At 50.4% G+C, this 20,877-nt stretch carries 20 protein-coding genes and 1 riboswitch; of the genes, 11 read left to right on the top strand and 9 right to left on the bottom strand.

Annotation, left to right across the window (positions count from 1 at the left end):
* Window positions 1-4 precede the first annotated feature (4 nt).
* Together flgK and flgL are read left to right on the top strand one after the other, a co-directional pair.
* Window positions 5-1,978, top strand: coding sequence for a flagellar hook-associated protein FlgK (flgK, locus tag RGU75_RS21165; RefSeq protein WP_322239379.1), 1,974 nt, complete (start codon window positions 5-7; stop codon window positions 1,976-1,978).
* A 104-nt stretch (window positions 1,979-2,082) separates the two neighbouring features.
* Window positions 2,083-3,294, top strand: a complete 1,212-nt coding sequence (flgL, locus tag RGU75_RS21160; protein ID WP_322239377.1) for a flagellar hook-associated protein FlgL — start codon at window positions 2,083-2,085, stop codon at window positions 3,292-3,294.
* 234 nt (window positions 3,295-3,528) lie between these two features.
* Here the strand turns inward: flgL and RGU75_RS21155 are convergent, their stop codons facing one another.
* The 7 genes from RGU75_RS21155 to RGU75_RS21125 all read right to left on the bottom strand — a co-directional run bounded on the left by RGU75_RS21155 (window position 3,529) and on the right by RGU75_RS21125 (window position 9,557).
* A complete protein-coding gene (locus RGU75_RS21155) occupies window positions 3,529-3,660 on the bottom strand; it encodes a hypothetical protein (RefSeq protein WP_322239375.1) in 132 nt (43 codons plus the stop codon).
* Window positions 3,635-4,504, bottom strand: coding sequence for a transposase (locus RGU75_RS21150; RefSeq protein WP_322239373.1), 870 nt, complete (start codon window positions 4,502-4,504; stop codon window positions 3,635-3,637). The genes RGU75_RS21155 and RGU75_RS21150 overlap by 26 nt, the downstream gene beginning before the upstream one ends.
* A 9-nt stretch (window positions 4,505-4,513) precedes the next feature.
* Window positions 4,514-4,783, bottom strand: a complete 270-nt coding sequence (locus tag RGU75_RS21145) for a hypothetical protein (RefSeq protein WP_322239371.1) — start codon at window positions 4,781-4,783, stop codon at window positions 4,514-4,516.
* A 147-nt stretch (window positions 4,784-4,930) separates the two neighbouring features.
* Window positions 4,931-6,286, bottom strand: coding sequence for an MmgE/PrpD family protein (locus RGU75_RS21140; protein WP_322239369.1), 1,356 nt, complete (start codon window positions 6,284-6,286; stop codon window positions 4,931-4,933).
* 19 nt (window positions 6,287-6,305) lie between these two features.
* Entirely contained in the window at window positions 6,306-7,484 is a 1,179-nt protein-coding gene (locus RGU75_RS21135) for a CaiB/BaiF CoA-transferase family protein (protein WP_322239367.1), read from the bottom strand.
* A gap of 12 nt (window positions 7,485-7,496) precedes the next feature.
* A complete protein-coding gene (locus tag RGU75_RS21130) occupies window positions 7,497-8,657 on the bottom strand; it encodes an acyl-CoA dehydrogenase family protein (protein ID WP_322239365.1) in 1,161 nt (386 codons plus the stop codon).
* A 9-nt stretch (window positions 8,658-8,666) separates the two neighbouring features.
* The gene (locus RGU75_RS21125; protein ID WP_322239363.1) at window positions 8,667-9,557 is read right to left on the bottom strand and encodes an FAS1-like dehydratase domain-containing protein; all 891 of its coding nucleotides are present in this window, start codon (window positions 9,555-9,557) and stop codon (window positions 8,667-8,669) included.
* Window positions 9,558-9,733: 176 nt separating this feature from the next.
* Here RGU75_RS21125 and RGU75_RS21120 point away from each other — a divergent pair, with 176 nt between their 5' ends.
* The 4 genes from RGU75_RS21120 to ppa all read left to right on the top strand — a co-directional run bounded on the left by RGU75_RS21120 (window position 9,734) and on the right by ppa (window position 12,531).
* On the top strand, window positions 9,734-10,327 hold the full coding sequence (locus RGU75_RS21120) for a GNAT family protein (RefSeq protein WP_322239361.1): 594 nt from the start codon (window positions 9,734-9,736) through the stop codon (window positions 10,325-10,327).
* Window positions 10,328-10,682: 355 nt separating this feature from the next.
* Window positions 10,683-10,910, top strand: coding sequence for a hypothetical protein (locus RGU75_RS21115; RefSeq protein WP_322239359.1), 228 nt, complete (start codon window positions 10,683-10,685; stop codon window positions 10,908-10,910).
* A 45-nt stretch (window positions 10,911-10,955) separates the two neighbouring features.
* Complete coding sequence (locus tag RGU75_RS21110; protein ID WP_322239357.1) at window positions 10,956-11,729, top strand: alpha/beta hydrolase; 774 nt, start codon at window positions 10,956-10,958, stop codon at window positions 11,727-11,729.
* 259 nt (window positions 11,730-11,988) lie between these two features.
* Window positions 11,989-12,531, top strand: a complete 543-nt coding sequence (gene ppa, locus RGU75_RS21105; RefSeq protein ID WP_322239355.1) for an inorganic diphosphatase — start codon at window positions 11,989-11,991, stop codon at window positions 12,529-12,531.
* 175 nt (window positions 12,532-12,706) lie between these two features.
* On the opposite strand, the gene RGU75_RS21100 is transcribed toward ppa, so the two are convergent.
* Complete coding sequence (locus RGU75_RS21100; protein ID WP_322239353.1) at window positions 12,707-13,588, bottom strand: EamA family transporter; 882 nt, start codon at window positions 13,586-13,588, stop codon at window positions 12,707-12,709.
* A 164-nt stretch (window positions 13,589-13,752) separates the two neighbouring features.
* Window positions 13,753-14,955, bottom strand: coding sequence for a GNAT family N-acetyltransferase (locus RGU75_RS21095; protein ID WP_322239351.1), 1,203 nt, complete (start codon window positions 14,953-14,955; stop codon window positions 13,753-13,755).
* 545 nt (window positions 14,956-15,500) lie between these two features.
* On the opposite strand from RGU75_RS21095, the gene RGU75_RS21090 reads away from it, so the two are divergent.
* From RGU75_RS21090 to RGU75_RS21070, 5 genes are all read left to right on the top strand, one after another.
* Window positions 15,501-17,120, top strand: coding sequence for an NAD+ synthase (locus RGU75_RS21090; protein ID WP_322239349.1), 1,620 nt, complete (start codon window positions 15,501-15,503; stop codon window positions 17,118-17,120).
* 96 nt (window positions 17,121-17,216) lie between these two features.
* Complete coding sequence (locus RGU75_RS21085) at window positions 17,217-17,555, top strand: P-II family nitrogen regulator (RefSeq protein ID WP_322239347.1); 339 nt, start codon at window positions 17,217-17,219, stop codon at window positions 17,553-17,555.
* Window positions 17,556-17,860: 305 nt separating this feature from the next.
* Window positions 17,861-18,910: a nicotinate-nucleotide--dimethylbenzimidazole phosphoribosyltransferase gene (gene cobT / locus RGU75_RS21080; RefSeq protein ID WP_322239345.1), complete on the top strand. Its 1,050-nt coding sequence runs from the start codon at window positions 17,861-17,863 to the stop codon at window positions 18,908-18,910.
* Between the two features lie 22 nt (window positions 18,911-18,932).
* Window positions 18,933-19,751, top strand: coding sequence for an adenosylcobinamide-GDP ribazoletransferase (locus RGU75_RS21075; protein ID WP_322240708.1), 819 nt, complete (start codon window positions 18,933-18,935; stop codon window positions 19,749-19,751).
* A 13-nt stretch (window positions 19,752-19,764) separates the two neighbouring features.
* The gene (locus RGU75_RS21070) at window positions 19,765-20,400 is read left to right on the top strand and encodes a histidine phosphatase family protein (RefSeq protein WP_322239344.1); all 636 of its coding nucleotides are present in this window, start codon (window positions 19,765-19,767) and stop codon (window positions 20,398-20,400) included.
* Between the two features lie 62 nt (window positions 20,401-20,462).
* Window positions 20,463-20,763, top strand: a riboswitch (cobalamin riboswitch).
* The last annotated feature ends 114 nt before the right edge of the window (window positions 20,764-20,877 follow it).

Below are 20,877 nucleotides of genomic sequence, written 5' to 3'. Positions count from 1 at the left end.
AATTATGTCGAATAGTATGTTTTATATCGGTTTAAGCGGTTTGAATGCAGCGCAAGCATCGCTGCTCACCGCGGGACATAATTCGGCTAATTTTGCGACTCCCGGCTATAGTCGCCAGACCGCTGTTGTCGGTTCGGGTGGTGGGACTTATGCGCCTAGTGTTGGTTTTTTTGGGAATGGCGCGGCAGTCACCAACGTCGTTCGCAGCTATGATCAATACCTGACCTCCCAACTGAACCAGGCGCAGGGGACTAATGAGGCCCTATCGACCTTCTTTTCGCAGGTGAGTCAGATTGACAATCTGCTGGCTAACCAGACTGCTGGTCTGGCACCGTTAATGCAGACGTTCTTTACCAGTGTTCAGGGTGTTGCTAATACCCCGTCTGATCCGGCAGCGCGTCAGCAAATGGTGAGTGCGGCACAAGCCGTCGCCAATCAGTATCGCTCGATGAGTTTGCAACTAAACGATATGAATAGTGGCGTAAATCAGCAAATCAGTGGGAACGTTGATCAGATTAACACCTTGGCGGATCAGATCGCTAATATCAATAAGCAGATCACCTTGGTCGGTGGCGTTGATGGCACACAGGCACCGAATGATTTGTTGGATCAGCGTGATCAAATGGTGAGTGATTTGGGTAAGCTGGTAGCGACCAAGGTTGTGGTGCAAGATGGTGGTCAGTACAACGTATTTATCGGCAACGGACAAACATTGGTACTCGGCGCTAAAGCATCAACCTTACAAGTGGTGAACTCCGCTGCCGACCCGAGTCGTTCTGCGGTGGCGGTCATCAATGCCAATGGCAAACCGGTTGAAATGCAGGATAGCGTGCTGACCGGTGGTTCACTTGGTGGTTTATTACAGTTTCGTAATGAGGCATTAGGCGATGCACAAAATTCCCTTGGACGAATCGCTATTTCGTTAGCAGATACATTCAATGCGCAACACAAGTTGGGCGTGGATTTGTCTGGTGCATTGGGGCAGGATTTCTTTTCACAGGCCAGTCCTTCAGCGATCTCGAATGATCGTAATAAGGGTGACATGAAACTGGCCCCGACTTTTTCGGATGTTGGACAACTGACTACCAGCGACTACACGCTGACTGTTAGCGGCGCTCCCGGCGCTCTGGCGTATTCACTAACCAGGCTGTCTGATAACAAGGTAATTAACACTTACAGCGATGCAGATTTTCCCGTCACATTTGACGGTGTCACGATGGCGATAGGAAGCGGTAAGGCACAGTCTGGCGATTCTTTTCTCATTCAACCCACGCGCAACGGTGGGCGTGACTTGAGCGTGATCGCGACCGACCCAGCTAAATTGGCCGCGGCAAATCCAGTTCTGACCGGTAACGTTGCTGGCAATCAAGGTACTGGTGTTATCAGCGCGCCCGTGATTGATGCAGCTTATTTAAATGCTCCGCTTACGGGAACAACAACACTTACTTACGACAAGGCAACAAATACCCTGACAGGATTTCCGTCAAATGCCAGTGTGAGTGTGACCTCGGCTGATGGCACAACTCAAATCTATAATCCGGGTACGCCCGTGCCGTATACAGCTGGCGCAAAGATGCGTTTTGACGGTGTTTCGATTTCTATTACCGGATCGCCTTCTACCGGCGATCAGTTTACCCTTAAGCCAAATTCCAGTGGCGTATCTGATGGTAGTAATGCGTTGTTGTTAGGCGCTTTGCAAAGTAAAAAAACGATGAATGCCGGAACGGCTAGTTTTAACGATTCATACTCTCAACTGGTAAGTTCGGTGGGTAACAAGACCAGACAAGTACAAATAGCGAGTACCGCCCAAACCAGTCTGACCGCGCAAATCAAAGCTGCACAGCAGTCGGTATCGGGTGTCAATCAAGATGAAGAAACCGCGAATCTCTTAATGTTTCAGCAGATGTATCAAGCGAATGCAAAAGTGATTCAGACGGCGTCAACGATGTTTGATGCCGTATTGGGGATTCATACCTGAGCGATCGTCCTCTCCAAAAAATTAAATAATATTGAAATGTTACTCAGAACGGTGCGACTTTTATTGTACATCGCCACCGCTCTATCATTCATCAGGAGAATTTGATGCGCATTAGTACCCAATCGTTTTATGAGCAAAGCCAGGCCGCAATGAGTACACAGCAGGCCAATTTGCTACGCGTACAACAGCAAATCGGTGCTAACACCAAAATACTGGCTCCTTCCGATGATCCAATTGCAGCGACTCGTGCATTGGCTACGGCGCAGGCGATATCGCTTAATGGACAATACGCCAGCAGCCGAAATCAAGTCAAACAAACCTTGTCGCTAGAAGGAAATATTCTCGACAGCGTCACGAATATTTATAACAATATCAAGTCGTTAGTAGTGCAGGGTGGTAATGGTTCTCTGTCAGATTCCGATCGCGCATCTATCGCGACCACGTTGCAAAGCAATTACGATCAGTTGCTAGGATTAGCGAATACTGCTGATGGTAATGGGCAGTTTATATTTGCCGGATTTCAAAGCGGTACGCCACCGTTTGTTAAGCAAGCCGACGGAGCGGTTGCCTTTGTCGGTGATCAGGGACAGCGCTTGATGCAGGTTGATGCTTCGCGCCAGATGGCAGCTACTGATGACGGTCGCTCAATTTTTCAATCAGTCCAGGGTGGTGCGCGTTATGTCACTTCGTCACCTGCAAGCAATAACGGTACGGCTGTGTTTGGTTCAAGTGCTGTGACTGATGCGACAGATGTGAACTTTGGTAAAGATTTTTCGATTAGTTTTAGTGCTGGAAAATATACGGTCACAACTATCGCCAAGCCTCCTGAAGAAGTCGCAACCGGCACATTTGTTGATGGTGCGCCAATTACGTTTGGTGGTGTGCAAATCAGTGTGAGCGGGACGCCTGCAGATGGCGATAAGATGAATGTTTCTACTGCAAAAAATGCGGGTAGCGATATTTTTTCGGCACTTGGGGACGTGATTTCAGCGCTACGTAAGCCGATCGATAATGGGACATCTGCTGATCGTACGCAGTTGTTGAATTCACTGAGTACTGTGAATGTTAAATTGGCGAATTCTTTGGATAATGTGTTGACGGTTTCTGCGTCGGTTGGGTCGCGGTTGAATGAGGTGGATGCTTTGGATAATAGCGGTTCGGCGCGTAATATTTCGGATCAGAGTTATTTGTCGGATTTGCAGGATTTGGATGTGGTTAAGGCTAGTGTGGAGTTGGCGCAGCGGCAGGTTTCTTTACAGGCAACGCAGTTGGCTTTTATGAAAATACAGAAAATTTCGTTGATGAATTATTTGTGATTTTGTTTTGGTGGTAGGTGTTGGTTTTTTTGTTTTTTGCTTGGGCTTATTCGTTTAACTGTCTATGTAGGTTAAAAGCCACTTCAAAGGCAACACAAGGTGGTAAACTTCGGCCTTCGTTAATTAAACGGTTTGTGCTCCGTGGATGCTTGTCGGGGGTGGCTCCATATGCGCTAACCAAATTTACCCTTCCTAAATTGATCCTGCTGATATTGACGTTTCTTTCGCGGGGGCTCACGCAAAAAAAAATCGGCTGACTTCTCCCCACCGTTCAATACAAGCAAACAACGACAAACGGGGATTGACGGTGGCGCTGAGCAGCCAATGCACCAACGCCATTTCACGCCACCGGCAGCGATGTTTCATAACTTTTTTCTTCGTGCTGCGTAGGGCCGAGAGGGGAAAAATGATCGTCCAATGCAATCAACCACTCGATCAGACATGCAACCAATAATTTCCCCTGAAGCCAAGCCTTAGCACCCTTAGCACCCTCGGCATCCTTCTTTTTTAAATGACCCAATCCCAGCAACGACTTCATTCTTTTGAACGCCAGTTCAATCTGCCAGCGATGCCGGTATAACGCCAGTATGGCCTCGGCATTCGGGCCCTTCAAACGCGTCAAGAGCACTACATAACCTGTTGCCGCCACAGTATCAGCCTGGAATTTCTGCTGCTTTTTGTTGAGGTATTGGTAGTACTTCCGTTCGCTCTCGGCACGCTGTATTTCATTCTTCCGATAGGCGCACACACGTACCGCTATGCTTTCATTGGTACCTTGACCTTGCATCGTCGCTGGCCATTCTCCGCTTTGTACCATCTTCAAAGAAGTTAAATGCGCCAGCTGGACAAAGGGTTGGCCTGCCTCATCTTGTAAGGGCAGGCTTGACAGATTCATCCGCACCAGAATATCACCCGCTCGATCCAGCACGTGATTGACACCACGCCGGTTAGCAAAGCCACGGTCAGCTACGATGACGTCCTCTTTTTGTACCGCAAACCGGCTTAATGATTCACCTACTTTGCCGTCTGTAATTTCCATCTCATGACAGGCTAAGGTCCCGATATCGAGCGCATAATGTAAGCGCCAGCTCGACGTAATTGCACTCGGCCCCCGAATCGCGCTGCCATCCACCGCCAAGATCCGCCTTCCTGCCAAGGCAGAGCAATTCATGCCCTCCATCGGCCTCTCTTTGCTTAAGCGTTCCGTCATCCAGCGTAACTATTCCCCCGATTTATTGATCCGCTTGAGCAAGCCAACATCTGAGATATTCGCCAGGTTGCCAACCCGAGCACGCGCCACCGTTTCACGCATCGAGTAACCATCACTGAAATACATCAGCAACACGCGCAATAAATTATCCGGCCCAGAAAATTGCCGACCATACTTTAAGGCGCCCAACGTCCGTGCCTTATCTTCCCAACCATCAGGAAGCAAAGCAACTATCTTCGACCAGTCTTCACTCACTGTGTTGTAACAGTTTGTTTGCATTCTTTATTTTGGAGATTTATTTCAATTTCCAAATGTTAACAGCTATTGGTTCTGGTTAGCGCATATGGGTAGCCCCGACCAGCCTTCACGGAGCACCAAACCATGTTAATTAACGAAGACCCAACGCCTATAAACGCAACCGCATCTTTATCCCAACAACCTCTCCACTTTCCCACATCCCAAAATTCCCCAAATCCTCCCAAACACCACTTGCATCTCAGCCGTGCTAGCAGCCCCACTAAACTCCGCCAACCGCAACGCTTTCAACTCCAATTCCTCACGCGTCAAAGTATTCCCCGGATCACCCTTAGGCTCATCCACCCGACCCTGCAACGTCCGCCCATCAACCGTCTCAACCGTTACCTTACCAATCCAGCGCGCGGGATAAGCACCATCCACTTCCTCATCCAGCTTCATACTCACCTTATCGCAAAATGCAGCAACTCGCGCATCGTTATAAAACGACTCAAATTCCCTCAACCCCGCACAGCGGAACTGCGCAATCAACCCAAGCACCGTCCCCATCGAAAACTTTGCCTGATGCACCGTCTGCGGATTGACCACTGGACCAAGAACATCAATAGCGCCCTGATGCACATGCGTGACTACGCGGGCTATCTGATCAGGGGCGAGGTCATGTTGCGTGACCACTGCCAACAACGCATCGGCCGCAGGGTGTGTATGGCGGCAAGATGAGTGAAACTTAAATGACGTCTCCGCTAATGTCCAGCGCTCGCCCAAACGATCGGTCAGCTTCGCTGGATCGGCATCGGTCGACATGCCAGCTCCCATGCCTTGCGCGCCTTCAAGAATCCGTCTTGCGCCAGTAAATCCTTCGCTGGCGAGGTAGGCAGACATCAATCCGTCGCCAGCTGCTTTAGCCGTATGTAATTGCTTCGAGTCGGCCGCGTCGCGCAGGAATTCCCACAATCCTGCGCTTTGTGTGCCAGCTGACCCGAATGCGTGCAGCATCTGCTCAGGCGTCAGTTTTAATAAATGTCCGACCGCTGCGGCAGCGGCGATTGTTCCGGCGGTTCCGGTGGTATGAAATATCCGGTAATGCGAGCGGCCAAGAAATTCACCGACCCTGATGCCGACTTCGTAACCTGCGACGGCAGCGGTAATCAGCTCGCGTCCACTGCTGCCGAGTGATTGCGCCACCGCCAGCACTGCGGGAAAAACGACGGCGGCGGGGTGAAATACCGAGCCGTTATGAACATCGTCCTGTTCTGCAAAATGGGAGGAGGCGGCGTTGACCATTGCCGCAAATAACGGTGTGGTTTGACGGCGCGAGATGAGAATTTCGGAGGTGCCGGTGGCCGGGCCCATCTGGGTTGCAAACCATTCAATCGTTTTTACCGGCCTGCCGTTCTTGCCGGCCAAAGCGGAGCCGAACCAGTCGAGCATCAGGTCTTCGGCGCGTCTTACGACTGCTTCGGGGATGTCTTCAAAACGCAAAGTGGCGGCGAAGTTTGCTAAGGTCTGGCTAGCGTGATCAGTCATGGCGAATTGTATATTCTTATTAGATAGCGTGCTGTGCACGCAGAGCGACGATAGCGTCGTTGTCATAGCCGATTTGGTTCAGGATGGCATCAGTATGTTGACCTAATCCAGGAACAGCATCCATGCGCGGCGTGTAGGTATTGGGTATGCCGGGCGGTAGTAGAGCGGGAATTTTTCCGACGGGTGTGTCGACTTCTACCCAGCGCTGACGTGCCTTTAATTGTGCGTGTTCCCATATATCGTGCATGTCGTTCATTTGCGCGTTGGCAATCTGCGCTGATTCAAGACGTTCAATCACTTGGGCTGAACTCAGGGTGGAGAAGGCATCAATAATGATTGTGCGTAATGCTTCTCGCGCTGCCGTACGCGCAGAGTTTGAAGAGAAACGCGGGTCGCTGGTCAATGCCGGTTGTTGCAACACTTTGTCGCAAAATAGCGCCCATTCGCGTTCATTCTGAAGGCCAAGCATGACAACCTTGCCGTCACCAGCGAGGAATGGTCCGTAAGGATAAATTGTCGCGTGCGCGGCTCCGGCGCGTGGTGGTGGCGATGCGCCATCGATGGCGTAGTACAGCGGATAGTTCATCCACTCGACCATGCTTTCAAGCATCGATACGTCAATGTTGCAACCCTGACCGGTTTTGCCACGCTGGATGAGTGCCGCAAGGATGTTGGAGTACGCATACATGCCCGCAGCGATATCCGCTATCGAGCATCCTGCTTTGGCCGGTTCATCGGGTGAGCCGGTGATCGATAGAAATCCGGACTCGCTCTGTATCATCAGGTCGTAGGCCTTCTTATCGCGATACGGACCATCTGCGCCGTAGCCGGAGATGTCGCAGACGATCAGGCGTGGAAATTTTTCGTGCAATGCTTCATATGATAGGCCAAGTCGTGCGGCGGCTCCCGGGGCCAGGTTTTGTACAAACACGTCCGCGGTTTCGAGTAACTTGGTCAAAATGCTGTCGGCTTCCAGATGCTTGACGTCAAGCGTCAGACTTTCTTTGGACCGATTGGTCCATACGAAGTGCGAGGCCAATCCGTGTACGCGTTCGTCATAAGCGCGTGCAAAGTCACCAACGCCTGGTCGCTCGACCTTGATGACGCGTGCGCCGAGGTCGGCCAGTTGGCGAGTACAAAACGGCGCGGCAATTGCCTGTTCAAGTGTGATTACGGTAATGCCATCCAATGGACGCATGGAACTCTCCAATTAGAATGAACGGGGCATGCCGAGCACATGCTCAGCAACGTAGGATAGGATTAAATTGGTCGAGATTGGCGCGACCTGATACAGGCGGGTCTCGCGGAATTTGCGCTCAATGTCGTACTCGCACGCAAAACCAAATCCGCCATGGAATTGAAGGCATGCATTGGCGGCTTCCCATGAAGCATCGGCCGCCAGCATTTTGGCCATGTTCGCCTCCGTGCCGCAGGGCAAGTGCGCGTCGAACAATTCGCACGCTTTGTAGCGCATCAGGTTTGCCGCTTCCAGATTGACATAGGCTTTTGCGATAGGGAACTGCACGCCTTGGTTTTGTCCGATTGGACGACCAAATACAATGCGTTCATTAACGTATTTTGTCACCTTGTCGATAAACCAGTAGCCATCACCGATACATTCGGCGGCGATCAGCGTGCGTTCTGCGTTCAGGCCATCCAGAATATATTTGAAGCCTTTGCCTTCTTCACCGATCAAATTTTCGACTGGAATTTCGAGGTTTTCAAAGAATAATTCGTTGGTTTCGTGGTTCACCATATTCAGGATAGGGCGCACTGTCAGGCCATTACCGATGGCTTCACGCAGGTCAACCACGAAGATCGACATGCCTTCCGATTTTTTCTTCACCTCGGCTAGCGGCGTGGTGCGGGCCAGCAAGATCATTAAGTCCGAATGCTGGACCCGTGAAATCCATACTTTTTGGCCATTGACGACATAGCGGTCGCCCTTGCGTACTGCCGTGGTGGTGATTTTGGTGGTGTCTGTGCCGGTGGTTGGCTCTGTTACGGCCATCGATTGCAGGCGTAATTCGCCGCTGGCAATTTTTGGCAGATACAATTCTTTCTGCTTAGGCGAACCGTGTCGTAATAACGTGCCCATGTTGTACATTTGACCGTGACAGGCACCAGAATTACCGCCAGCACGGTTGATCTCTTCCATGATCACGGACGCTTCGGTCAAGCCAAGTCCAGAGCCACCGTATTCTTGCGGAATCAGCGCAGCCAGCCAACCGGCCTTAGTCAGCGCGTTAACAAATTCCTCTGGATAGCCTCGCGCTTCATCGATCTTGCGGAAATACTCTCCCGAAAATTCGCTGCATAAAGCGCGCACAGCATCGCGGATATCTTCGTAAGTATTGGTTTGAGTAGACATTCTGGTTCTTTATGATGGGTTGACTGTTGCGTCGGCAAGTTCGCCAAGTGTTGCTTCCGCCTGCATGGCGAGTTCGCCGCGATTGTTTTTGGCCCAGAGTCGCACCGTACGGCCATCGGCGTCTGGCTGTCCACAAACGGTGAAGGGTTCGGTGTCGAACAATGGACCAACTGCGCGAAAATTGAATGCGACCAATGACGCGTCCGGCATATTGCGCTGTAGTAAATCGGCCAACATCGTAGCAATCAATGGACCATGCACGATCAGACCGGGATAGCCCTCGACCTCGCTCGCATAGCTGCGATCATAATGAATGCGATGACCATTAAAAGTGAGTGCAGAGTAACGAAATAAAAGCACTGGGTCCGGCGTGATGGTGCGCGACCATGCGGCTTCGGTCGGCGCAAGCTTGGCCACTGAAGTGGCAGCGCCCCGTTCTGGCATGGCACGATAAACAATATCGTGCTCTTCGGTAATAGAAACTTGGCCTGCATGCGCAACTTGATGCTGGACGGTTACAAAAGCCAGATTGCCGGATGCGCCGCGTTTTTCGGTTACGTTTTGTATACGCGAGGAGCGGGTTGCAACGACTCCGATCGGAAGTGGGGGACCGAACTTCAGCCGACCGCCAGCCCACATGCGGCGTGGCAAAGGCACAGGCGGCAAAAAGCCGCCGCGTTGTGGATGTCCGTCACTGCCCAGTTCAGCCTGAGGCGCTACTGACCAGAAATAAATCCAGTGCCATAACGGCGGCAAAGCTGCACCTGCGGCGAATAAAGTCGGGCGGTCAAGGATTGCAGCCAGTGCGTTGACAGCGCCGACCGTGATAAGGTCGTCGGAAGTTGTCGTATTTCCGACCCACTGTTGCAATAAAAGAGGATCAGGGGTATCGAAGGTCATGATGGCAGTTTATAGTTTCAATCGAAGCATTCAGTGTGTGCGAGGTACTGCGATGCTGCAATTTGCATTTTTGGAAGGGGGGCTGCGATTTCGGTTAAGTTTCTCTCCCTGCGCGTTGACGCGGAAAATTATCATTTCATAACGAAGTAGTCGTGATTTTTAAAAGAAAGAGGAAGATGAGCTTGACGCAACCAGTAACATTGACCGGACAATTCGGATCGTTAGTACCGTTGTCGCCTGCACACAAAGATGATTTGATCGAGGCCGTGAAAGATGGCGAGCTTTGGGACTTGTGGTACACAGCGATCCCGACGCCTGATAAATTGGACGCGGAGATCAGCAGACGTCTCGACCTGCAAGAGAAGGGTGCGATGCTGCCCTTTGCGATTATCGACAACGCCACCGGTCAGGCAGTTGGGATGACGACTTATATGCATATCGATTCGGCAAATCGACGTCTTGAAATCGGCTCAACCTGGTATCGCAAACGGGTCCAGCGCGGCCCGCTTAATACTGAATGCAAGCTTCTGTTGCTGACGCACGCTTTTGAACAACTGGACTGCATCGCGGTCGAATTTCGTACACATTTCTTTAATCTGCAAAGCCGTGCTGGTATTGAGCGACTGGGCGCTAAGTTGGATGGTATTTTGCGGCACCATCAGATTTCGCCAAACGGTACTTTGCGTGATACGTGCGTGTACAGCATTATTGCTGGTGAATGGCCGACGGTGAAGGTGCACTTGAATTACCAACTTACCAAGCCGAGATGATGAGTAGTTTTATGGAAAGCTGCCCTCGCTGCATTTTGTCGTATTAACTTTGTGGGAGCATGTTTTCTGCGGTGGATAAACCTTAACGCTTGCGTGTTCGCCAAAACTACTAGATACTAAAAATGTCTCTGAAAAAGAGGGATTCGGGATTGGAAACCTGATTTATCCAAAGCGTACGAACGGCGCAATGCCGTTTTTTTTCGTGCGAAAACCCTGTTACGCCTTCTTTGGGCGGTAATGGTGGGGAGGCTTCGGCCTGCCGGTTGCTTTGGATACTGGTTTTCCAACCCTGCCATTTTCCGCCCACCCCGCTTGGAAACGGGGCGCGGATTAAACACTATCCAAGGAAGTTGCCATGTCTGCAAACGCTCAAACACGTACCGTAAAAACGATCGATATCCTGGACAGTCTCACGATTCTGCACAGTCGTACTTCTGCGGTCCTCGCTGCTTTGTCCATGGCATTTGACAGCGAGTACGACCAACTTCAAAAATCTACCATTCAGGAAGTCTTGGAGACGGCGCAATCTCTACTGAAAAAAGCACAAGAGGAAGTATTGGCACTAAATGGGTCTGTTGCCTGATAAAGGAACTGTAGACTGACATACAACTAACCGTTCGTTAAGTTCATGGACAACTTCAAGAAAGATATTATGGATGAAAAGGGTTTCGTTGAAATTCATAACATACGGTTAGCTTATCAACGCTGGCCCGGCTCGCAGCCACCGATTATGCTCATGCATGAGGCGCTTGGATCAGTTTCGATCTGGCGCAATTTCCCTGTCGAACTGGCGCGTGTTACGGGTCTCGAGGTGATTGCATGGTCGCGGCAGGGTTATGGTGACTCTGATGGGCTTTTAGGCCAGCGTCTGCCGGATTATATTGAGCAGGAAGCGAAATTGGTACCGCAGGTGATGGATGCATTGGGCGTGACTCAGGCGCATTTATTCGGTCATAGCGATGGTGCATCAATGGCGATTATTGCTGCTGCGCTGTTTCCCGAACGTGTGCTCTCTATTGTGCTGGAAGCGCCGCACGTGAATGTCGAGCAGCAGGCGATTGCAGGTATTGTTAAGGCTAAAAAAGCCTTTGAAACGACTGACTTTCGTCTAAAACTCCAAAGGCATCATAAAGATGTTGATCAGGTTTTTTGGTCTTGGTACGACACATGGGTCTCGCCGGTTTTTCAAGACTGGAATATCGAGCAATTCCTGGCGGATATTCACGCGCCAACACTCGTTATTCAAGGCGTGGAGGACGAGTATTTCAGCATGAATCAAGTCGATTTGATCGTGGCGGCTGTGCCGAATGCACGGTATGTTGCCCTTGCGCATTGTGGCCATTCACCCCATCGGGACCAGCAAGATGATGTGTTAAATGCCGTGGTGGATTTTGTGGCGTAATGTATGCCGCATTGCTCACCACATTTAGCGTCAATTACTTCATGTGGTGAGGCACTCTTTTTAAATCTATTGTTGTGCGCATAACACATTGTATTTGTGGATAGTAAAAAGGTCTTAGAAAGCGGTCAAAATTGTAACATTATTATTATTTTGATAATGATTCGCCGTCTTCTTTAAATGTTGCAGTGCATGATGGCGTCTGGAACCGTTATAATTTCGCATTCATTATTTTACCCATCCTTACAAGACGAGAGACAACATGAGCTTGAACGACGTATCCTCAGGGCGTGATTTGCCGAATGATTTCAATGTGATCATTGAAATTCCAATGAATGCTGATCCAATCAAATACGAAGTCGACAAAGAGTCGGGCGCGATTTTTGTTGATCGGTTCATGGGTACGGCGATGCATTATCCGTGTAACTACGGCTATATTCCGCAAACCTTGTCGGATGACGGTGATCCAGTTGACGTGTTGGTGATCACACCTTTCCCGTTGTTTCCTGGGGTGGTTGTGCGCTGCCGTCCTATCGGCGTGCTGAAAATGTCGGATGAAGCGGGTCAGGATGCCAAGCTATTGGCCGTGCCAGTCGATAAAGTGTTGAGTATCTACACGCATTGGCAAAAGCCTGAAGATATGAATGAATTGCGCCTGAACCAGATTCAACATTTCTTTGAGCATTACAAAGATCTGGAAAAAGGTAAATGGGTCAAGATTGATGGTTGGGGCGGTCCAGAAGATGCGCGCGAAGAAATTTTGGCGGGTGTGGCAGCTTACAATAAAACATTGGAAGCAAAATAATTTTTGCTTCCTTTTAAGATAAGCGCACTTCGGTGCGCTTTTTTTATGCCACGCAAGAAATAACGCCTGCGATTATGTTGAGTGGCTGCAAGTAATTAACACTAAAACGGTACAACTTTTGCCCGTTCAAGTCCGCTTGATGCATCGTTTGTTGTTGATAGGCGTCACTTAAGCATTATTTGTTTGGTTTGAGTATCAGCATGAGTTTTGCGCCGAATTGATTCAAAGCCAGTCCGCATAATACGAGTAATCCCGCCACAATTTTCCACCATTGCAACGGTTCGTCTAACACCAGCGTTGCGCTCAGCATTCCCACTACCGGCACTAATAATGCAAATGGCGCGATAGTGGCCGTCGGGTATTTGCGCATCAGGACGGACCAGATACCAAAGCCGATGATCGTATTTGGATACGAATTAAACAGTACCGCGCCAGCGGATATCCAGGTGAAGTGGCTGATTGCATTGGTCCATGAAGCGGGGCCTTCGGTCAAAAATGATGCCAATAATAAAGGTGGCACGGCGATTAACGATCCCCATACTACGAGCGCCAATGGATTGACTTTGCCGATGGTTTTGGTGACGATGTTGGCTGAGGCCCAACTCACGCCAGCGCAGACCACGAGCAAGAAGCCGATGAAAGTGGCAGTGCCATCAACATGGATGGCAACCAGGGCCATGCCAGCTAATGCGATAAACGCGCCAATTAATTGTGCGGCGCGTGGACGCTCCTTTAAAATCAAGACTGCTAATCCGATGGTGAAGAAGGCCTGAAGCTGTATCACCAACGACGCGAGTCCCGCCGTAAATCCCAGATGCATGCCCGAAAACAGCAACGCAAATTGCAGCGCAAATTGGAATAGACCGTAAGCGATCAAAAGACGCCAGGGTATGGCTGGGCGCTTGATGAAAAATATCAATGGTATCGCCGCAAAAATGAAACGCAGGGCCGAGAAAAATAAAGGTGGTAAGTCATGCAGACCTATTCGGATGACGACAAAATTAAAACCCCAAATGGTGACGGTAAGAAGTGCGAGAAGAATGTCGGTCGGTTGCATAGGTGAGGTTCTGCGTGACAGGGCCATCTTACGGATGGGCGCTGCGTGGTAGCAAATCTTTCTGATCGATAAGGAAGGGGTAACGGTTGGTGGTGCGGTGGTGCTTATGCGTCAAGTTGGTCGACTGTGGTCGCGCGCCAAGACGCAAAGCGGGTATTAGGAAATCAACCGTCGCCTTTGAAGGGATTGCGATCATTGAGTTCATCCATATAAGCCTCAATGTCATCGGTTTCCCTCTCTAAAAAATTGGCGACGGCGTTGGAAAAATCTTGGCGGGCGAGCCAATGTGCTGACCAGGTTTTCTGTGGCAGAAATCCACGCGCCATTTTATGTTCGCCTTGTGCGCCGCCCTCAAAGCAACCGATTTTTTGCGCAATGCAAAACTCTAAGGGTTGGTAATAAGCGGTTTCAAAATGTAGACAAGGGACTTCTTCAATTGCGCCCCAATAGCGACCATACAAGGTTGTCTCTGTGTGAATCAACAGTGATGACGCAATTGGTCGTCCCGCGCGCTCGGCCACGATTAATAAGATATTTTGTGGCATCGTCGCACCGATGCGTTGAAAGAATGCCAGGTTTAAATAAGGTGTGGAATGATGGGCAGAATAAGTATGGCGATAGCAGCGATTAAAAAATACCCAGTCTGACTCTGTTGCATCGACACCGCGTACGTGTCGGAAGGTGACGCCAGCCTCGGCGACCTTACGCCGTTCGGCACGAATGTTTTTGCGTTTTTTACGTTCTAATGTATCGAGAAATGCATCAAAGTCACGATAACCCGGATTGAGCCAATGAAACTGGACGCCGCTGCGCAATAAAAATCCTGCCGCATGCAGCGCTTTGGCCTGTTCTGGCGGCGGGTACAAAATATGGGTAGAAGAAGTCTGCGTATCTACGCGTAAGGTTTTCAGCAGGTCGATCAACGCCGCAGCGGATGCCGCATCGCGCGCCAGCAGGCGACTGCCGGTAACGGGCGTGAATGGAATTGCCGACAGCAACTTTGGGTAATACTCCAAACCGCTACGCTGATACGCATCCGCCCAGGCCCAGTCGAACACGTACTCGCCATACGAGTGGTATTTTACGTACAGGGGAAGCGCTGCCATCAATTGCGGCACGGTTGCCGTATCGTTAGTGTTTTCCTCAGCGTTATCCCACAACGTTAAATATTGCGGTTGCCAGCCAGATTTTTCGGAGGCGCAACCGGTTTCGTGCAATGCGTGCAAAAACGCAAAGGATAAAAATGGATTGTTCTCTGCTTGAAGCGCAAGCAAAGCATCCCACGCGGGTTGCCCAATTTCATCCAGAGAGGAAACAATGCGGGGTGTAAATTTCAATGTTGGCGGTGGTGGTGTTTGCTTATTCACTTAGTCAATACGATCTGGGAAGCCAGAGATTACGAGGAAAGGATTGAGTTTAGCACTCTCGGAGATAATCTTCTGGCATGACTAATAAAGGTTGGCGTCATGGAAGTTTCTGCTATTACAGGCCTTTTTATGCCGAGTGTTCGGTCCAGTTTCGCGAACAATGGCATGGTGGTCATGAGAATAAATAGTCAAGAAAACCGTATCGTAGTGACTTTTCATCTGGGCTTTGAAAGCCTTTAGGGCCACGGGAAGACAACTTTTTCTGTGTTTAAGTGAGGGTTGAATGGGGTTTATAAGCTCCTAAACGTTTTATAAAAGAGAGACGATCAGGCTAAACAGTGAGAATAAAGCGCAATAGCAATCCAATAAATATGTGATTAGCCGGGCGCAAGCAACAAATAGCGCATGCGAAGAGATAAGCAAGCGGAAGATAGGTTATACATAAACGATACGCATGTGACACCCATGCGATAATCGGGGCTTGAATTTGTTATTTCGCCTAATTTCGCTGTTTTCATCATCAATTACATTTCATATTCATCGCCATGACAGTCAAAGTCGCCATCGCTCAAATCAATAGCACCGTCGGTGATCTTGCCGGTAATCGCGCCAAAATCGCTGAATTTGCACGTCGTGCCGCTCAGCAGGGCGCGGACATCGTATTAACGCCGGAGTTGTCGTTGGTGGGCTATCCGCCAGAAGATTTATTATTACGTCAGGCTTTCTACGATAAGACTGAGGAAGCAATGACCGCATTGATCGCGGACCTGGCAGATTTACGTGACGTACATGTTGTGGTCGGCCATCCCATTTTGCAAAATGGCGCACGTTTTAATGCTGCATCCGTGATCGTTAATGGTGCGTTGTCAGGTACTTATTGCAAATACGCGTTGCCGAACGATGCTGTTTTTGACGAGAAGCGTTATTTCTCAGCCTCTGATGTGCCATTTGTTTTTGAAGTAAAAGGCGTTCGTTTCGGTCTGAATATTTGCGAAGATACCTGGTTTTCGCATGCGCCCGCGCGCGCGCGTGCCGCTGGCGCGCAGGTTTTATTGGTGCCGAATGGCTCGCCGTACCATATGAACAAGCAACATCTGCGCTACGACATCATGCGGGCGAACGTCACGGCAAAAGGTTTGTCGCTGGTGTATGCCAATCTGGTGGGCGGGCAGGATGAATTGATCTTTGACGGTAACTCGTTTGTGATGGACCAGTACGGTGAAGTCGCGGCGCAGCTGAAGCACGCGCAGGAAGACTTGCAGATCATCGAATTTGATGGCGCGACACCGCTGGTTGGCCCATCCTCGATTACGCCTACGCAGTCGGTAGAGGCGCAGGTCTACCAGGCCTTGGTGTTGGGCGTGCGCGACTATATTGGTAAGAATGGTTTCCCCAGTGTCTTGCTGGGTTTGTCTGGCGGTGTGGATTCGGCATTGGTGTTGGCGATCGCGGTCGATGCGCTGGGGGCTGAAAAAGTACGCTGTATCATGATGCCGTCTCCTTATACAGCAGAAATGTCGTGGGTTGACTCGCGCGATATGGTGCAGCGACTGGGTGTGCGCTATGATGAAATATCCATTAATGATTGTTTCAGCGCTTTCAAATCCACGTTGGCTAGCGAGTTTGAGGGCATAGCTGAAGACACTACCGAAGAAAACATCCAGGCGCGTATTCGTGGCACCCTGCTAATGGCGTTGTCGAACAAATTTGGCTCAATTGTATTGACCACTGGAAATAAGAGCGAAATGGCAGTGGGGTATTGCACGCTGTATGGTGATATGGCGGGCGGTTTTGCTGTTATTAAAGATATTGCCAAGACGCTGGTGTATCGCTTGTGCGCATATCGAAATACGCTGGGTGAAGTGATTCCCACCCGCATTTTGACGCGTCCACCGTCGGCCGAACTGCGGCCTGATCAGACTGATCAGGATTCGCTGCCGCCGTATGATGTGTTAGACGCCATTATGCAAATGTACATGGAAGAGAATCAGAGCATTGCCGAGATCGAAGCCGCCGGTTATCCGATTGAAGATATTCAACGTATTACGCGTCTGATCAAGATCAACGAATACAAGCGTCGACAGGCACCGGTTGGTTGTCGTGTGACGCACCGTGCGTTTGGTCGTGACTGGCGTTACCCGATTACTTCAAAGTTTAAAGAGTGAAGCTTGGAGCATGACATAATTGTGTCGAGCGCTCTTGGTCTCCTTTTCTTTCTTCCTGTATCAAAAGATTTTTGTTAATTGCATAAAGGAGTTGTCATGAAGCAAATTACTGCCATTATCAAACCGTTCAAACTGGACGAAGTACGCGAAGCGTTGGCCGAAGTCGGCGTCAATGGCTTAACCGTCACTGAAGTCAAAGGTTTTGGTCGCCAAAAAGGCCATACCGAGTTGTATCGCGGCGCGGAATATGTCGTCGATTTTTTGCCAAAAGTAAAAGTTGAATTGGTGATTGACGATGCGCTTGCTGAGCAAGCTGTTGATGCCATCATCAAAGCTGCGCGTACTGGCAAGATTGGTGACGGTAAGATTTTTGTCCGCGAAGTCGAGCAAGTTATCCGCATTCGTACCGGCGAAACTGGTTCGGAAGCGGTATAAGACGCTTTAAGACAGGGCTTTAAGACCGGACTTAAAAACCTGGCTTTACAGCACGCATGGTTGTATCGGCTCGTCGTAACATCGTGTATCTGCCAATTCCTGATGCGGAGTTTAGGTGGAATACAGACGGGCCGCGCTGTCTTACCTTTGACGCAGAACGCATTACCGCTGTGCGCGCATGTCGGCAGTATGTGGGCAGCAACACCTTTGCTGCCGTTTTCTGAAGTGTTTTGGCGCAAACGTTGTATCGTGGACGCCGCGCAGATTCTAGAAACCATTACAGAAACACATCGGACAATATCGCCATGCAGATTCCTCACATTGTATCCATTCAGGATAGCGATCTCAGTAATACCATCACCACTGTCATCAATAATAAAACCAAGCCGTTAGGCAGTTTGGGTGCGTTAGAAGCAATCGGCCTTCAAATCGGATTGATCCAAAAAACCACGCGTCCGACATTCATCCAGCCAGCTATCCTTATATTCGCCGCTGACCATGGTGTCGTCGCCGAGAATATCTCTGCTTATCCACAAAGTGTGACGTGGCAAATGGTTGAAAATTTTCTCAACCAAAATGCGGCGATTAATGTTTTTGCACGTCAAAATAATTGCGCTTTGCAGATAGTTGATGCTGGTGTTAATCATGATTTCGGTTGGCCTCCTCAGTTAATCGGTAAAAAAGTCGGTTTCGGAACGCGAAATTTTGCTAACGAGTCGGCGATGACCGCTGAGCAATGCACCACAGCCATGGAACACGGCATGGACCTGATTGGGGGGCTAACCGGCAATATCGTTGGTTTTGGAGAGATGGGAATCGGCAATACCACCGCAGCGGCGGCCATCATGCACAAGATCACCGGCTTGCCGCTGGTCGATTGCGTGGGGGCGGGAACCGCCTTTGATGCTGCCCGAATTTTGCATAAGCAAAATGTGATTCAGCGTGCGGTCAGTTTTCACGGTGGCATCGTTGCGCCGCTTGATGTATTGGCGACATTTGGTGGTTTTGAAATCGCCATGATGGTCGGTGCGATGCTGGCTGCTGCCGAACGCCGCATGGTTTTGCTGATCGATGGATTCATTGTTACCAGCGCATTACTGGTCGCCGCACAGTTGCGTCCCGAAATCCTGGATTACTGCATTTTTGCGCATTGCTCGGACGAGCGAGGCCACCAACAGATGTTGACGTTCCTTAAAGCGCAACCATTACTGCAATTAGGTTTGCGTTTGGGCGAGGGTACGGGCGCAGCGCTGGCATTACCTCTGGTGCAGGCGGCGGTACTTTTTATGACGGAAATGGCGACCTTTGACTCGGCAGCGGTTGATTCTATTTCTACGCCTCCGCATGCACAGTGAATACTGAATAGCCATGTCCAGCATGCGACCCAGTGCGTTACGCTCGCGTAGTCTGACCAAAGCAATCACCCATCAAGTGCGGTTATTCTTCGTTGCGCTGCAATTCTTTACGCGACTGCCCATTCCCGGCTGGGTTGGGTTCGATCCTGCATGGTTACAGCAAGCTTCGCGTTATTTTTCGGCGGTGGGGATTGTTGTGGGTGCTGTGACGGCAGCGATTTATGCGGCGGCGGCCCATGTGTGGCCGCCCGCGGTGGCGGTGTTGCTATCGACCATTGGCGGCATTTATCTGACCGGTGCGTTCCACGAAGATGGCTTTGCTGATAGCTGTGATGGTTTTGGCGGTGGTTATACTGCCGCCCGTATTCTTGAGATTATGAAGGATTCACGGGTTGGTGCATATGGTGTCATCGGCATGGTGTCGATGCTCGGTTTGAAATTCACGTTACTCGTGAGCCTGCCGTTCTGGGCGGTCGTGGCAGCGTTACTAACGGCCCATCCTATTTCCCGTTTGATGGCGAGTAGTTTGATTTGGCGGCTGACGTATGTCAAAGCCGAGGGCAAGGCAAAACCATTGGCAGAGCAGATGTCCGGACCTGAATGTGGCGTGGCGATGGCTTTCGCTGCGTTACCTTTATTGGCAATCGGTGTTTTGGGTTGGGCGCCTTGGGCGGGGATAGCCGCTGGTCTGGTGTGTAGCGCTATTGCTACCTTGTGGCTCGCCCGCTTTTTCGTTAAGCGCATTGGCGGTTATACCGGCGACTGTCTGGGTGCCGTGCAGCAGGTGGCAGAAGTGACCTTTTACCTTGGTTTATTGGCTGCCATGCCGCTTTTAAAATGATGTACTTAAGATAATGATGCAACTCCATCTTGTGCGTCATCCGAAGCCGAGCACGCCAGGAGCTGTATCCGACTTGTGCTACGGGCGTTCTGACCTCCTTGTATCCGAAGAAGAAAATACGCGTTTGTTGCATCAATTGATAAAGGTACTGCCAAAGCCGGTCCTGATGTTTTCTAGTCCGCTCCTTCGATGCGCGGGGTTGGCGGATAGTTTGTCGCGACAACCGGGTTGGCCGGCACCGACTCTTGATCACCGTCTGGTGGAACTGGACTTTGGAAAATGGGAAATGCAATCCTGGCAGGATATCCCGCGTGATGAGATCGATGCATGGGCGGGCGCGGTGATTGACTATCGACCGGGTGGTGGAGAAAGCGTGATGCAGATGGCGGCACGCGTGGATGCGTTTTATCGTGCGTTGCCGCGACTTCATTCACCATCATCGAGCAGTGGCGAAAATAACAACAATGGCGATGATGTTGCCGTCATTTGCCATGCAGGGACTATTCGCCTCCTTTTAGCCTGCCATGCCTTATCCCAGGAGGCTTCCATGCCAATCGGAGCGTCAAGGGCGATTGCGGATATTGCGCGAAAGGCTGCCAACGCAGCCCATAAGATCGGTTACGGCGAAGTGATTTCGCTAATCTGCTGATTTCGCTGGGATTTTGCACGCGGATTCGAAGATTTATTGTTGCTGTAAAGGCAGATGAATATTAGAATGCCGGTGCTTTTGGTGCTCGCGAACACGGCTGTGTTCGCAGTTAAACGGGAAACACGCGATACGTGTGCTGCCCCCGCAACGGAAAACAAGCGTCTCAATTTGCTTAATGAATGACTGGTTGAATGACCGGTTAATGTCGGCCTATTCACTATGGCCGATAATTGCAGCGTAGTTGCTGCAAAATATTGATTACACATTGTGACAAGCTGCCTCTAACACCACTGTGTTTCGCGCGGGAAGGTAAGGCAGTTGGACTTGGTAGCCCGGATACCGGCCAGTAGCAGGTGGAACTACTTTTAAGGCGGTACGGACGATCTGTCGCGAAATGCGATCCGGCAACTTTGCTGGATTGATTGTTCAGTGCAATGTCTTGCGGAGGTATTTCTTTTGAATCCAGCGCGCGGGGAG

The sequence above is a fragment of the Glaciimonas sp. CA11.2 genome (assembly GCF_034314045.1).
In the GTDB taxonomy this organism is placed as follows: Bacteria; Pseudomonadota; Gammaproteobacteria; order Burkholderiales; family Burkholderiaceae_D; genus Glaciimonas.
The sequence above is the reverse complement of the archived record's forward strand: the minus strand, read 5'-3'. Positions and strand labels throughout refer to the sequence as shown.

Coding starts and splice junctions, on each gene's coding strand:
- flgK (WP_322239379.1), top strand. CDS start 5: ATGTCGAATAGTATGTTTTATATCGGTTTAAGCGGTTTGAATGCAGCG.
- flgL (WP_322239377.1), top strand. CDS start 2,083: ATGCGCATTAGTACCCAATCGTTTTATGAGCAAAGCCAGGCCGCAATG.
- RGU75_RS21155 (WP_322239375.1), bottom strand. CDS start 3,660: ATGAAACATCGCTGCCGGTGGCGTGAAATGGCGTTGGTGCATTGGCTG.
- RGU75_RS21150 (WP_322239373.1), bottom strand. CDS start 4,504: ATGACGGAACGCTTAAGCAAAGAGAGGCCGATGGAGGGCATGAATTGC.
- RGU75_RS21145 (WP_322239371.1), bottom strand. CDS start 4,783: ATGCAAACAAACTGTTACAACACAGTGAGTGAAGACTGGTCGAAGATA.
- RGU75_RS21140 (WP_322239369.1), bottom strand. CDS start 6,286: ATGACTGATCACGCTAGCCAGACCTTAGCAAACTTCGCCGCCACTTTG.
- RGU75_RS21135 (WP_322239367.1), bottom strand. CDS start 7,484: ATGCGTCCATTGGATGGCATTACCGTAATCACACTTGAACAGGCAATT.
- RGU75_RS21130 (WP_322239365.1), bottom strand. CDS start 8,657: ATGTCTACTCAAACCAATACTTACGAAGATATCCGCGATGCTGTGCGC.
- RGU75_RS21125 (WP_322239363.1), bottom strand. CDS start 9,557: ATGACCTTCGATACCCCTGATCCTCTTTTATTGCAACAGTGGGTCGGA.
- RGU75_RS21120 (WP_322239361.1), top strand. CDS start 9,734: ATGAGCTTGACGCAACCAGTAACATTGACCGGACAATTCGGATCGTTA.
- RGU75_RS21115 (WP_322239359.1), top strand. CDS start 10,683: ATGTCTGCAAACGCTCAAACACGTACCGTAAAAACGATCGATATCCTG.
- RGU75_RS21110 (WP_322239357.1), top strand. CDS start 10,956: ATGGACAACTTCAAGAAAGATATTATGGATGAAAAGGGTTTCGTTGAA.
- ppa (WP_322239355.1), top strand. CDS start 11,989: ATGAGCTTGAACGACGTATCCTCAGGGCGTGATTTGCCGAATGATTTC.
- RGU75_RS21100 (WP_322239353.1), bottom strand. CDS start 13,588: ATGCAACCGACCGACATTCTTCTCGCACTTCTTACCGTCACCATTTGG.
- RGU75_RS21090 (WP_322239349.1), top strand. CDS start 15,501: ATGACAGTCAAAGTCGCCATCGCTCAAATCAATAGCACCGTCGGTGAT.
- RGU75_RS21085 (WP_322239347.1), top strand. CDS start 17,217: ATGAAGCAAATTACTGCCATTATCAAACCGTTCAAACTGGACGAAGTA.
- cobT (WP_322239345.1), top strand. CDS start 17,861: ATGCAGATTCCTCACATTGTATCCATTCAGGATAGCGATCTCAGTAAT.
- RGU75_RS21075 (WP_322240708.1), top strand. CDS start 18,933: ATGCGACCCAGTGCGTTACGCTCGCGTAGTCTGACCAAAGCAATCACC.
- RGU75_RS21070 (WP_322239344.1), top strand. CDS start 19,765: ATGATGCAACTCCATCTTGTGCGTCATCCGAAGCCGAGCACGCCAGGA.